Origin of the sequence: Natrarchaeobius oligotrophus, assembly GCF_003841465.1 — an archaeon.
Classification (GTDB): Archaea; Halobacteriota; Halobacteria; order Halobacteriales; family Natrialbaceae; genus Natrarchaeobius; species Natrarchaeobius oligotrophus.
The window spans coordinates 182211-195127 of the sequence record NZ_REFZ01000006.1; the positions used below are offsets into that span (position 1 = coordinate 182211).

General features: G+C 65.8%; 15 protein-coding genes. 3 read left to right on the top strand and 12 right to left on the bottom strand.

Annotated features, from left to right (window positions below):
- Positions 1-127 precede the first annotated feature (127 nt).
- Positions 128-484 (top strand): winged helix-turn-helix domain-containing protein, encoded by a 357-nt coding sequence (locus EA472_RS10805; RefSeq protein ID WP_124191525.1) that lies wholly within the window; start codon positions 128-130, stop codon positions 482-484.
- 78 nt (positions 485-562) lie between these two features.
- Here EA472_RS10805 and EA472_RS10810 read toward each other — a convergent pair whose 3' ends face one another.
- The 4 genes from EA472_RS10810 to EA472_RS10825 form a co-directional block, all read right to left on the bottom strand.
- Positions 563-1363 (bottom strand): peptidase M10A and M12B matrixin and adamalysin, encoded by an 801-nt coding sequence (locus EA472_RS10810; protein WP_124191526.1) that lies wholly within the window; start codon positions 1361-1363, stop codon positions 563-565.
- A gap of 141 nt (positions 1364-1504) precedes the next feature.
- Positions 1505-1801: a hypothetical protein gene (locus EA472_RS10815; protein ID WP_243637828.1), complete on the bottom strand. Its 297-nt coding sequence runs from the start codon at positions 1799-1801 to the stop codon at positions 1505-1507.
- Positions 1802-1965: 164 nt separating this feature from the next.
- Positions 1966-3969: a bacterio-opsin activator domain-containing protein gene (locus EA472_RS10820; protein ID WP_124191527.1), complete on the bottom strand. Its 2004-nt coding sequence runs from the start codon at positions 3967-3969 to the stop codon at positions 1966-1968.
- A 277-nt stretch (positions 3970-4246) separates the two neighbouring features.
- Complete coding sequence (locus tag EA472_RS10825) at positions 4247-4498, bottom strand: MTH865 family protein (RefSeq protein WP_124191528.1); 252 nt, start codon at positions 4496-4498, stop codon at positions 4247-4249.
- A 150-nt stretch (positions 4499-4648) separates the two neighbouring features.
- On the opposite strand from EA472_RS10825, the gene EA472_RS10830 reads away from it, so the two are divergent.
- Positions 4649-5038, top strand: coding sequence for a CopG family transcriptional regulator (locus EA472_RS10830; RefSeq protein ID WP_124191529.1), 390 nt, complete (start codon positions 4649-4651; stop codon positions 5036-5038).
- 52 nt (positions 5039-5090) lie between these two features.
- Here EA472_RS10830 and EA472_RS10835 read toward each other — a convergent pair whose 3' ends face one another.
- The 5 genes from EA472_RS10835 to EA472_RS10855 all read right to left on the bottom strand — a co-directional run bounded on the left by EA472_RS10835 (position 5091) and on the right by EA472_RS10855 (position 10348).
- Complete coding sequence (locus EA472_RS10835) at positions 5091-6803, bottom strand: cobyric acid synthase (protein WP_124191530.1); 1713 nt, start codon at positions 6801-6803, stop codon at positions 5091-5093.
- A gap of 75 nt (positions 6804-6878) precedes the next feature.
- Positions 6879-7091 carry a hypothetical protein gene (locus EA472_RS10840; RefSeq protein ID WP_124191653.1) on the bottom strand — a complete coding sequence of 71 codons (213 nt, stop codon included), beginning with the start codon at positions 7089-7091 and terminating at the stop codon, positions 6879-6881.
- Between the two features lie 220 nt (positions 7092-7311).
- Positions 7312-8778, bottom strand: a complete 1467-nt coding sequence (locus EA472_RS10845; RefSeq protein WP_394341341.1) for a hypothetical protein — start codon at positions 8776-8778, stop codon at positions 7312-7314.
- Positions 8759-9517: an ABC transporter ATP-binding protein gene (locus EA472_RS10850; RefSeq protein WP_124191532.1), complete on the bottom strand. Its 759-nt coding sequence runs from the start codon at positions 9515-9517 to the stop codon at positions 8759-8761. Before EA472_RS10850 ends, EA472_RS10845 begins: the two co-directional genes overlap by 20 nt.
- A 141-nt stretch (positions 9518-9658) precedes the next feature.
- Positions 9659-10348, bottom strand: coding sequence for a cob(I)yrinic acid a,c-diamide adenosyltransferase (locus tag EA472_RS10855; protein ID WP_124191533.1), 690 nt, complete (start codon positions 10346-10348; stop codon positions 9659-9661).
- A gap of 106 nt (positions 10349-10454) precedes the next feature.
- On the opposite strand from EA472_RS10855, the gene EA472_RS10860 reads away from it, so the two are divergent.
- Positions 10455-10820 carry a winged helix-turn-helix domain-containing protein gene (locus EA472_RS10860; protein WP_124191534.1) on the top strand — a complete coding sequence of 122 codons (366 nt, stop codon included), beginning with the start codon at positions 10455-10457 and terminating at the stop codon, positions 10818-10820.
- Between the two features lie 339 nt (positions 10821-11159).
- Here EA472_RS10860 and msrA read toward each other — a convergent pair whose 3' ends face one another.
- From msrA to EA472_RS10875, 3 genes are all read right to left on the bottom strand, one after another.
- On the bottom strand, positions 11160-11693 hold the full coding sequence (msrA, locus tag EA472_RS10865) for a peptide-methionine (S)-S-oxide reductase MsrA (RefSeq protein ID WP_124191535.1): 534 nt from the start codon (positions 11691-11693) through the stop codon (positions 11160-11162).
- A gap of 228 nt (positions 11694-11921) precedes the next feature.
- Positions 11922-12581, bottom strand: a complete 660-nt coding sequence (locus tag EA472_RS10870) for a 2,5-diamino-6-(ribosylamino)-4(3H)-pyrimidinone 5'-phosphate reductase (protein ID WP_124191536.1) — start codon at positions 12579-12581, stop codon at positions 11922-11924.
- A 115-nt stretch (positions 12582-12696) separates the two neighbouring features.
- Positions 12697-12906, bottom strand: coding sequence for a hypothetical protein (locus EA472_RS10875; protein ID WP_124191537.1), 210 nt, complete (start codon positions 12904-12906; stop codon positions 12697-12699).
- Positions 12907-12917 lie beyond the last annotated feature (11 nt).

Sequence of the window (12917 nt, forward strand, 5' to 3'; positions counted from 1 at the left end):
TACCAAACTGGCTATAGTAATTTCCACGAGTGATTATTTTCGGCGGTTGGTTTCCCCAACAGCGGGGACCGAGTCGAAAGTATTAGTTACCAGTGGAAATATAGAGTACGTACGAGAGTGAACGATAGTGAAGTTACGTCAACCAACTGATTTCTTGATCCTCGAGGCGTTAGAGGACAAAGGACGAAACGTTGCAACCAATCTGGCGGCCCACACGGGAAAGAGCCGAAAGAACATCAACACGCGGCTACCGGTGCTCGAGGATTACGGACTCGTCGAGAAAATCGGTCCCGCAGAGCGGTCCGGACTGTACGAGATCACGTCGCTCGGAAAGGCTGCACTCGTCTACCGCGACCAGTACGACGAGGTCGACGACTTCGAGTCGCTCATCGAGGGACCACGCGCCACCGACGCGAACGAAAGCCCCGAGGCGCAGATGAGTTTCGTCCGCGGCGAGGAAGACGAGGAATCCGACGACGAGTAGACGACGGACGATCCCCGCACGAACCGCACCGCTCGGCGACGGACCGGCACGTCACCACCGCGAAATCGAAGGCGGCCGTCACCACTCGAAACCGCTTTCCTCGTCCCCGCGTCGAAGCCGGAGTCCGCCGCTGTAACTCGAAAGCTCGCGTCGGGCACAGTTGGAGAACGCGAGGCTGAGCTTTCGCTCGCGCCCCGACGTGTCTGGATAGCTCGTTCCACAGCGCGAGCGGTCGACCTCGTAGTCCGGATCGAACGCGTACGTGCTAATCATCGGCGTCGCGACGACGGCGTCGCCGTACCGGAACGCGACCCCGTGGTCGTGGTGTAGTCCCAGGGCGTGGCCGACTTCGTGAAGCAACACCTGCATCGTCCGGGTCGACGACGTCAGCGGAACGATCCGCCGTTTGACCGCCCCGTCGGGACCCGACCCGACCAGCTCGTCGAACGGCTCGAGCGAACCGAGATATCGCGCTCCGCCCACCGAGGCGACGTGTGGAAAACCGTAGCCGGTCGGCGCGTACTTCATCTGCCCGTCCGTAACGAGGAGATTCACGTCGGTCGCGGGGTCGAGGTCGGACGAGCCGATCGTCCCCGACGTCACCGCGAGCGGCCACTCCCCGCTCGTCGAGACGACGGCACCGTCTTCGGTCGAGACCGAAACGACGCCGCCAAAGGACGCGTCGACGGTCCAGAACTCGAAGTCGAGCAGCCGATTCACGTACTCGAGCACCCGCGTTTCGACCGCGTCGTACTCGGCGGCGCGGTCGGAGAGCCACACTCGTACCTCGATCGCCTCGACGGGATCTCGCGTCGCGTACGCGAGCGTTCCGATCGAAGTGAGCGAGCCGATCGCCCCGAGAACGTACCGCCGGTTCACGCTCGGGAGTATCGCCCCCAGTTATCTCTAGGTCCCGGTTACTATGTTCGTACTTTATCACCGGCCGGATCGCGGTTCCGATCGACCGCGAATGTGACACCTCGTACGTCCGCGACGAGTCGGGGTGTCGAGACGCCGGGCTCACTCGCGTCGGCGACGTTCGCCGTCGGTCGTCGTCGACGCAGATCGGCGACGATCGACGACGCGCGCGACCGACCCCTCGATCCTGATCTCGACCCAGTCCGGCAACTCCTCGGGATCGATCGCCGCGAGCAACAGCAACCGTCGGTCGGCGGCCTCGACCAGGTAGCGTTCGGGTCGGCCCTGGTAGATGCACAGTCTCCAGCTTCCGCGTTCGAGATTTCGGTACAGTTGCCAGTGGGTGTAGTACCGGCCGTTCGATCCCTCGAACACCGCGTCGACGGCGTCCGCTACCACGGTCTCACCGCCCGTCCACGATCGCCATCCGCCGGTTCGTACATCGTCGTTCGAACGAAGCCGACGGTTCGTGTTCGACGTTCGGGTTCACATACGCGACTATTATGATCTCCTGACGGTCACGCGTTCGTGAACGTTTTCGAGTCGGTGGTACTCGAGATCCTTCACTCGGTCGTCGCACCGCCGGACTCGAAGAACTCCCCGAGGATCGTCTTGAGCCCCTTCCGGAGGTGCTGGTGCATCGTCGGCGGCGAGACGTCCATCGCCGCCGCGATCTCTTCGCCCGTGCTCTCGCGGGGCCAGTCGAAGAACCCGCCGTAGTACGCGAGTCGCAACGTCGAGAGCTGTCGTTCGGTGAGTTCGTCCAGAATTCGGTTTCGCCGTTCCGCCGCGGTTCGAACCTCGCGGTCGACTTCCCGGCGAGCGACGAGTTCCGTGTTCTCGTAGATGCCGGCCAGCGCGTCGGCGAGTTCCCGGATGTCCGCGTCCTGTGGCACCTCGATGCGACAGGTTCCGATGCCGTCTTCGACCGTCACGTCCCGGATCGTGACGCCGTAGTTCGTCAGCGTCCTGACGCCGGATTCACACAGACGCATCTCGATCGTGCAGCGTTCGATCCGGTCGTGTATCAGTCGACACTCCTCGACGGAGTCGTGTGCACGCGCCTCCTCCATCACCGTCTCGCCGTCGAGTCCCGCGACGGTCACGAACTGGTACGTTCGTCCTTCGACGGTGGTGCCGGCCCACTCGAGCGAGCAGGTACAGTCGTACTCCTCCGAGAGGTCGAACGAGAACGTCTCGCCTCCGTCGATCCGAAACTCGAGTTCGACGATCGTGTCGGCGAACAGCAACTGGCGGTTCTTGACGGCCATGATCGTGAAGCCGATCGTCTCGCCCAGCAGTTCGAACCCGTCTTTCTCGCTGTCGCTGAACGCGTCGGGGCGGCTCGCGAGGACGCTCAAAACGCCGTAGGTCGCGTCGTCGTGGCAGATAGGAACGGCGATCGCCGCCCGCACGTCGTCCTCGCGGGCGGCCGCTTGCAGCGGGTCGGGCAAGGGCTGGCGCTCGAGTATGTGCGTCACCGTCTGGACGGTTCCCGTTCTCGCGGCCCGCTGGAAGGGGCACTCGGCCGTGAACTCCTCGGTGCGCGCACGCTCGAGGTACGTCGTCGCGTCGCCGGCACCGGTTCGATAGGCCAGACTCCCGTTTCCGGCGCGCTCGGCGATCCAGGAACCACAGTACAGCTCCGAGTCGACCAGCTGGTTGCAGACCTCCCGTTCGATGGCGTTTCGCGCCGGCGCTTCGACCAGCGTCTCGATCACCTGTCTGACGACCGCGTTGATCCGATTCAGGGTCTCGAGTTGGGCCTGGCGCGAGCGTAGTTCGCGCTCGCGTTTCGCCCTGTCGGTGATATCACGGGCCAGCCAGACGACCGCGCGCTGGCCCTCGACGCGCTCTTCGAGGGGCACCACGCGGGCTTCGAACCGACGCCACTCTCCGCTCGCCTCCAGATCGTACTCGATCGATCGCACCTCCTCGGTTCGAAGCGTCCGATCGATGCACTTCTGAAGCGACGCTGCGGTGTCGTCGGGAAAGCAATCCGAGAGCGTCAATCCGGGCAGTTCGTCGGAGCTGATCGTGTAGAGGTCTTCGGCTTCCGGCCGGACTTTCGCCTCGAAATACGTCCCGTCCTCCCCGATGATGAACGCTTCGTCGGGAAGCTCGTCCGCCAGGATGTGTCGGAACTCGTCGTCTCGGCCTCGAATTTCCGTTTCTCGCGACCGGATCGCTTCGGCGATGCGGTCCGCGGCTCCGTCGCGCTCGAGCGGAGCGTACTCACTCGCGTTCGCCCGAAACGCGGTCGTCGCGAGTTCCTCGCTTCCCCGTTGGGGCGCGACGACGATCGGCGTTCCGACGGCTCGGCTCCGAACGCGGTCGATCAGTTCGCGCAGGCGATCGGACCGGTCGATCGTCAGAACGAACCCGTCCGGACACCATCGATCGAACGCGTCCTCGAGATCATCTACCGGCATCGATCGTATCCGGTATCCGGTTCGTTCACCGAGACGCTCGGACAGAAGCTTGAGACGGTCTTCTGCTCGAGAATCGGTTACGAGAACGATCAGCCCGTCTCGAGTCTCGTCGGTCGTGTGGGTAGTTCGATCCATGTCTCTCGGTGTGGCGTCCGATGACTCTCACCGAATCCTCCGCCCCCTTTCTGTTCGAAAACAGCTCTCGGAATAAAAAACCCGCGCATACGAACTCGCGTCCGTCCGCGTTCGCTTTCGAACTACCGTTTCCGGGACGAGGTCGCGTCTCCGACTGCCGCAACCTGCGAGATGGGACGAATTCACGTCGAATGGGTCGTACGGTCTGTCGGCCCGACGTGCCGGTGCAACCGTCCCCGTCCTGCGGTTGCACAGAAACCGACGACGATGGTCCGTCTCAGAGTTCGCCCTGTTCTTTGAGATCCTCGATGATGTCGTCGACGAACGTCTCGACGTCGTCGTACGGGAAGTCTCCACCCGACGTCTTCGTGTTTAGCTCCATGGCGGTCATCGAAAACTCTCCGGACTCGAATTTCGTTCCCGGGCCGTTCGGAAGCGCCGGAACGAGGTCCATCGGACTCGAGATCGGATAGTCGGCACCTTCGAACGCGTCGATCATCTGGTCGCGGATTTCGTCTTCGTCTGTCATCGCGTTAGCCGTTTGCACACGATAAATAATAAATTTGCAGGTAGTTGCTTTTCGCCGTTCTTCGACCGTGGATCGTTCACGGCGGCGATATTCACCGGAAGAAGTGTTTCTTCGAAACTATAATTAGTGTGTAGCGTGGACTGTCAGGCCATGGCGAAAGATACCGTCAGGTACCCAGACGAGGTCGTCGAGGAGATCGACGCGCTCGTCGACGACGGTATGTTCGAGAGTAAATCCGAGTTCTATCGCTTCTCCGCGGAGTACGTACTGAGCCTCATCAACCCCGAACACAACGTGAAGACGTTCAACTTCGAGGAGATCAAATCAGAACTCGCCATCTCCGAGGCCGACCACGCCAGAGCCCTGGGAACCGACGGCGGAACCTTCTTCCTCGACGCCGTAATCACCGTTCGCAAACAGGGGCTCCGAGGAAACTACGAGGCCGCAGAGCGGTTCATCGACACCCACTACGACGCCTCCGACCAGGAGTGTATCATTCTCGAGGAGCTGTTAGGAACCTACCGGAACGGCACGGAGTAGCCGCCGGAGTGGCGATCCCGGTCGAGCACAAACCGCCCTGTCCCCGTCTCCGTCACCCGAACGGCGGCCCCAGCGCCTCGAGATCGACGTTCTCCCGAACGAGTCGCGCCGCGCGATCGTACGGCGTCGTCCCGGTCGCGTCGGTTCGATCCGTCGCCGCCTCGGCCTCGCCGCTGTCGACCAGGGCTCGATCCCGGCCGCGTTCGAGACCCGCGTGTGCCGCCACGGACTCGAGAAACGCCGTCCGGACCGCGTCGTCGTCGAACAGTCCGTGCAGGTAGGTTCCGAGCACCCGACCGCACGCGGCGCTCGAGTCCCCGAGCGGGCGTCGAACCGCGTCGTCGAGCGGTCGCGTCCGACCAGCGTGGATTTCGTACCCCGAGACGGTTCCCTCGACGCCCGGAAGCAGCGCCGTCGCCGTTCCGTCGACGGACACCGTCGTGCGCTCGAGCCGTTTCGTGGACTCGAAACGCGTCTCGACGGGAAGCAGCCCCAGCCCCTCGACGACGTCCGCCGTTCCGGTTCCCTCGAGCGACGCGTTCGTGATCCGCTCGCCCAGCAGTTGATAGCCGCCACAGAGGCCGACGACGGGGCCGGAAAACGACCACAGCGCGTCCGCGAACCCTGACGCTCGAAGGGCGAGCAGGTCGTCGACCGTGTTCTTCGTCCCCGGAACCACGACGGCGTGGGCGTTCGCGAGCGGATCGGCGCTCGACCTCGGGTCGGCATCCGCGCTCTCGTCCGTTCGACCGTCCGAATCGATCGGGACGAACTCGACCGTGACGCCGGGTTCGGCCGCAAGCGCCTCGAGGTCGGTCGCGTTCGAGATGCGCGGCAACCGAGGAACGGCGATCCGAATCCGTTGGTCGTCGGGGACGCCGTCGCCTTCGCCGATCGCGCCCCGTTCGCCCGGCCCGGGCAGGGAGACGCTGTCCTCTTCGGGCAGACCGGGATCGTCGTAGGGGACGACCCCGAGCACCGGCACGCCCGTCCGCGACTCGATCTCCTCGATGCCGGGTGCGAGCAGGGACGGATCGCCGCGGAACTTGGTGATTACCGCACCGACGACCCGATCGCGCAGCGAGTCGGGCAGCAGTTCGACGGTGCCGTAGAGGCTGGCGAACGCGCCGCCGCGCTCGATGTCGACCAGCAGGAGGACGTCGGCGTCCCCGAAGCGCGCGGTTTCGACGTTCGCCAGGTCGCGGTCGTGCAGGTTGATCTCCGCGATGCTTCCCGCGCCCTCGGCGACGATCGCGTCGTGGTCGGCCGCGAGCCTGCGGTAGGATTCCTCTGTCGCGGCGAGCGCTTCCTCCCAGTACTCCTCGTAGTACTCGCCGGCCGGGAGGTGCTCGAGAGCCCGTCCCTGCACGACGAGCTGGCTCTCTCCGTCGCCGCGGGGCTTCAACAGCACCGGGTTACAGTCGGTGGTCGGAGTGGTCCGCGCGGCTCGAGCCTGGACGAACTGGGAGACGCCGATCTCACCCCAGCGATCGCCTCGCTCGGCCACAGCCCGATCGTCGCCGCGGTCGTCCCGATCGCCGTTGCTCGCCGATTCGTCCGATCCGCCGCCCGCTCGCCCGTCGCCGCCGTCGCTCCCCGCAATCGCGTCCGGTCGAACGACGACGCGAGCGTTGTTACTCATGTTCTGTGCCTTGAACGGGGCGACGGAAACGCCCCGATCGGCGAGCAGCCGACAGAGGCCGGCGGCGATCGTCGACTTTCCGACGTGACTCGCCGTTCCGGCGACGAGGAGCGTCCGGGTCATCCGCGTATCGGGGACTCGAGCGGCCGGGGCTATCGTCCTGTCGGTTCGGAACGCGGCGTTCCGCCGCGTCGCCGATCACTCCTCGTCGTCCTCGCGCTCGGGCGGCTGGCCGCTTTCGAAGACGATCCGCTCGCCCTCGTGGGGTTCGATGTGGCTCAGGATCTCGTGTGGAACGTAGCCGACGTTGTATCCGTCCTCGCCGAGCAGGACGACGCCGTGTTCGTACTCGCGAAAGTCGACGCAGTTGATCTCCTCGTAGGTGTTTCCGGGTTTGTAGACGACCTTCACGCCGGCACCGTCCACGTCGTGCCAGTTCGGGAATGACCTTGCAATCGCAGGCTCGATGCGAACGCGTCGGGACGATCCGTCCGGAGGCGAGGGGGACGGCGAAGGGCGGACCACGAGCCGGGACGCGTTTCCGGTAGAGCCCGTCAACCGCCGATGAGAACCGATCCGGTCGGCCGTGACGGGGCCGATCGATCGTGGCTTTCCGCCCGCCGGATCTCGGTTAGTCGACGCCGCTGCGGTAGCGTTGCTCCCAGCGCGGGCCGGCCCAACTCGAGAGAACGTAGCCGAGGACGCCGAGGACGAAGCCGGCGGCCGCCAGCGCGAGGGCGAGGGTCGTCGACGGCGGAACGACGACGAAGCCGACGACCAGCGTCGGGACCAGCGGAACGGCGACGCCCGCCGTGAACGCGCCGAACCGGAGCGCGTCGAAGAGGAACTCGTTGGGGTCGAAGCCGGCGAGGTAGACGGTGAGTCCGAAGTAGTACGAGGCGTAGCCGGCGAGCAACGCCGCGCCGACGACGGCGTCGACGAGCGTCGCCTCGAACCAGAAGACGGCCGCGAGGTACGGGACCGCGACCGTCGGGGCACCGACGAGGACGAACGCGATCCGCTTGGCTCGAAACACCGCGGGCACCGAGACGGGGTAGACGAGGTAGTCCTCGAGCGAGTCGAACTGGGTGAGCCAGTTGTAGGTCGTAAAGGCCGAAAGCCCGAGAACGCCGCCGAAGAATACCCCCGGCGCGGGCTCGATCCCCGTGATTGCGTCGACGACGCCGACGAGCGCGGCGACGAGGACCAGCAGGACGCCCGCGGAGACGAACGGCTTCCAGACGCCGCCCGACGACCGCGCGAGATCCAGCAGCGTCTTCGCCACGAGGGCGTCGTCGTCGGTCGGCAGTCGATTGCAGAGGCGTGCAAACCGGTCGGTCGCGGTCCGCGTCGGCTGTCCGTACGTGGGATCGTAGCACAAAAGTGACGCCGCGACGACGGCGACGGTGGCGACGCTGAGTCCGATCGCCGACGTCGGCGGGCCGACCATCGGGACGAGCGCCGTCTCGAGGATCGCTCCGTAGCCGGACGTCCACGCGAGGACGCCGACGAACCCGATCGCCGGCAGGGAGAGCCACACGGGAACGCCGCGACTTCGCGCGGCGATCGACGCGACCGTCAGGGCCATTCCGGCGGCGAAGACGAGCGAGAGCGAGAGCCACGCGGTCGCGACGAGACCCGGCGTTCGCGGACCGAGTCCGGACAGCACGGCCGCGCCGAGCGCCATCGGCAGCACGAACGCGACCGCGTAAAACAGTCCGTCTTTCAGGAGAAACGCGCCGAGAAGCCGACGCCGCGAGAGCGGGAGCGTCTCCGACGACGAGAGCACGAACGTAAGACGACCGAATACTCCCTCGAGCATGTCCGAGCCGGTGAACGCGGCGGTTCCGCTGTAGAGGCCGAAGCCGAGCGCGAGCAGGTGCCCCCAGCCGACGATCCGCTCGCTCGCCGTTCCGGTCCGCAAGAGCGCGACGGTCGCGCCCACCGAGAGGCCGGCGACGACGACCGGAAACAGTGCGAATCGCCAGCCGCCGAACAGCCGGACGTGCAGCCGCCACTCCTCGCGCAGTAGCGTCGCAAACAGCGTCGCGGTCGGTCCGCGTCGGTCGGAATCGGCGTCAGTCATCGGCGAGTTCATCGGTCGTCGGCAGATCGCGAGCGCCGGCTTCGTCGACGCGCTCGACGAACACCTCGAGCAGCGATTCGCCGGAGCCGTCGCCCTCGAGCGATCGCTCGGCCACCAGTGCGCCGTCGGCGACGATGCCGACCCGCGTACAGATCGCCGCCGCGACGTCGATGTTGTGCGTCGAGACGAAGACGGCGTTGTCTCCGGCCGCGTAGGAGACGAGAAACCGTTTGAGCCGTTCCTGGACGAGCGGGTCGAGGTTAGCGAGCGGTTCGTCGATGAAGACGACGTCGGGTTCGTGGACGAACGCCTGCGCGATCATCACCTTCTGTTGTTGGCCCCGCGAGAGGTCGACGTGAAGCGTATCGAGTTTGCTCTCGAAGCCGAGTCGGTCGGCCCAGCGGTCCGTCCGTCGCCGCACGAGATCCGGATCGAGGTCGCGAACCGAACCCACGAACTCGAGATACTCCCGCGGCGTCAGAAAGCTCGGCGGCGAGCCCTGCTCCGGCAGGATGCCGACCCGTCGGCGCGTCTCGAGCGGCTCGGCGACCGGGTCGGTCTCGAGGACGCTGATCGTCCCGCCGTCGGGTCGGATCTGTCCAGTCAGCGCGCGGATCGTCGTCGTCTTTCCGGCTCCGTTCGGCCCCAGAAAGCCGAACAGTTCGCCCCGATCGACGCCGAAACTCATGCCGTCGACCGCGCGGACGTCGCCGTAGGACTTGCACAATTCGTCTACCCGTATAGCAGCCATCGAACGCCGATTCGTTGTCAGCGATCGGTAATAACTGTGGCGACGACCGACGCGTTCGATCACACGGACCGTTGTCCGTCGGTGCCGGTGCGGCCGCGACCGTGCCGGGGTTGCAGCGGTAACCCGATACGGTAGACCGTCTCAGTACTCCGTTCCGCGTCGTGCCCGCTGGCCGGCGTCGATCGGATGTTTCTCCTTTCGAACGTTCGTAACGAGATCCGCCCGGCTCTCGAGGTACGTCGGCTCGGCGTGACTGCCCGACAGGACGAGTTCGAGGCCGTCCGGCTTGGCGTCGATCAGCTCGAGGACGTCCGCCTCGTCGATCAGGCCCCGGTCGACGGCGTAGAGGATCTCGTCGAGGACGAGCATGTGAACGCCTTCCTCCGGCGGCCCCTCGAGATCGAACGGCGTTCCCAGGTCGGCGTCGTTCGCAGCCGAAACGAGCTCGCGGGCGCGTTCGAGGCCCGCCCTGGCGCGCTCTTCGTGATCGGCCTCGTCGCTCCCGTCGGCCATGCCGTGCCAGCCGTAGTGGCCGAGGTTCTCGTAGCTGATCCCCGGCAGCGCAGCGATCGCGTTGTACTCTCCGCGGACCGCTTCGACGCTCGAGGCCCCGCCTTTCATGAACTGGAGGACGTGCACTCGGTAGCCGTGGCCGGCCGCGCGCATCCCCATTCCGAGCGTCGCCGTCGTCTTTCCCTTCCCGTCGCCCCACCAGACCTGAACCAGCCCGAACTCGTCGGGAGCCGACGGTTCGATCGGCTCCGACTCGGGTGATCGTCCCCGTCCGGGCGTCCGTTCGAGCGTCGACTCCGGCGTTTCGTCGTCGTTCATACGGGAGTCGTCGGAGCGGTCGCACATGTAGGTACCCGTTCCGACGCCGGATATCGGAGCGACCAAACGCCTCATTAGGCTTCGACCCTAACGTGTTCGCATTCGGATGTCGCTCGAGCCCCCGCCGACCGAGGAGCGAGTCGATCTCGAACGGATAGTCGGGGCGCTGGACGACGAGGGGTGTCGGGAGATCGTCTCGGCGCTCGAGGAGCCGATGACCGTCGACGAGATCGCCGAGACTGTGGACCGTCCGCTCTCGACGTGTTACAGAAAACTCGATCGGCTGACGGAAGCCGGGTTGGTCGACGAAGCAACCGGCGTCCGCAACGGGAGCCACAGCAAGTCGCGGTACGTCACGAACTTCGAACGGATCGCGATCGAACTCGACGAGAACCGGGAGCTTCGAGCCCGCGTCGATCGGGTGAAAAATCACGTACTCCAGCTCTGGTCGGAAGTCCGCCGGGAGTTCTGATCGCGATTATCGTAACCAGCCGGCGGTTTCGAAGTCCGGCTTTCGACACGCGTCTCGGTTCATCGCTGGAAATCTGTGGACTCCCGCGACACTCCACGTGACCGCGGGCTCTACTTCGGCGATCGGTCCCGTTCGCGTCCGCGACGGTACCGGGTTCATCGCCGACCGTCGCGATGGGGCGTGGCGCGGACGGGATCCGAGCGCCTCGAGGCGAGCGGCAATCGAGGACGCAGTTCGCGACGAGCGACGACGCCGGTATCGCGTGACGCGATCCGCTGAACCGATCCCCCGGGGCGACCGCCGGACGGTTCGCGATCGCTTCGGAACCGGCGGACGGCGTCAGTGGTCCGCGACGACGCGGTCGCCGAACCGGTCGCGAACCTTCTCGACCTTCGGTGCCGCGTGCATTCGACAGTAGGCGTCGGTCGGGTTCTTCTCGAAGTAGTTCTGGTGGTACTGTTCGGCCTCGTAGAACGTCTCGAGCGGTTCGATCTCCGTGACGATTCCCTCGTAGACGCCGTCGTCCTCGAGCGCGTCGACGAACGCCTCGGCGGTTTCGAGCTGGTCGTCGTCGTGTGCGTAGATCGCGGATCGGTACTGGGAGCCGACGTCCGGCCCCTCGCGGTCGCGCGTGGTCGGATCGTGGATCGTAAAGAAGACCTCGAGCAGGTCGGGATAGGCGATCCGGTCGGGATCGTACTCGAGCTGGACGACCTCCACGTGGCCGGTTTCGCCCGAACAGACCTCGCGGTAGGTCGGATCCTCGGTGTGGCCGCCGGCGTAGCCGGAGGTGACCGATTCGACGCCCTCGAGTTCCTCGAAGGCGGCTTCGACGCACCAGAAACAGCCGCCGCCGAACGTGGCTCGTTCCATACCAGATCGAAAGCGCTCCGCGAGCAAAGGTGTGACGCCGCTGGCGGCGGTCGCGATGACGGTTCCGCCGATCGGGCTCGCGACGTTCGCGGCGAACAGCGTGTCCGGCCCGAATCGGTAACGTAGCGCGTCGGTTCGACCCGCCCGTCCGTATCCGATCGTCCGCTCAAGGAGAGCGTAGTCGCCGATATCCGATCGTCCGCTCGAGGAGAGAGCAGTCGGACGGCGTCAGCCGGCAGTCCACGTCAGCAGTGCGCCGTCGCCGACCCGCCTGATCGTCTCGAGCGAGAGCGTCGGAAACTCCTCGACGAAACCCTCGCCGTCGGCGAGCGTCGGTGCGTCACGGCCGCCGATCACCGTCGGTCCGACGAACACTCTGAGTTCGTCGACCAGCCCGACCTCGAACAGCGAGAAGATGAGTTCGCCGCCGCCCTCGACCATGATCCGCTCGAGACCCGACGACTCGAGCGCGGCGAACGCCCGCAGGAGGTCGACCCGGTCGTCGCCCGCGGTCACGAGCCGGGCGTGGTCCGAGAGGTCCATCCGCCGGTCGACGGGCGCGACCTCGCTCACGCAGACGTACGACGCGGCCGCGTCGTCGAGCACCGCCGCGTCCGACGGCGTTCTGGCCTTCGAGTCGACGACGACTCGAGCCGGGTGTTCCGGCTCGCCCCGCTCGCGGCGTTGGTCGCACAGCGAGTCGTCCTTGACGGTCAAGTGGGGATCGTCAGCCAGCACGGTACCGACGCCGACGACGACGGCGTCGCTGTCGGCGCGCAGGCGGTCGACCCGCTCGAAGTCCTCGTCGCCGCTGATCGCGATCTGTTCGCGGCGTCTCGTCGAGAGCTTGCCGTCCGCGCTCGTGGCGGCGTTGACGACGACGTGCATGCTCGCCCCTTCGAACGCTGGCGGTATAACCGTTCGTTACCGTCGTCAGGAACCGAGACCGCACGAGCCGTCCGGCTCGGGCCCGCGTCGACCGCGCGTCGAATCCGGACCCGCGTCATCGAGTTCGTCTCGGATCGTCGCTCGAGCCGAGCAGGATGCGGTAGACGACGTAGCCGATCAACAGAGCGAACGCGAGCGTCGCGACGGTCTCCGCGAACCAGATCGCGGCGTACAGCGCGCGCGTGAGTATTCGGATGACGACGATGCCACCGAAGATGGCGGCGACGAACGCGAGTCCGCCGAGGGCCGCCCCGATGCGTTCCATACGTCAAATTT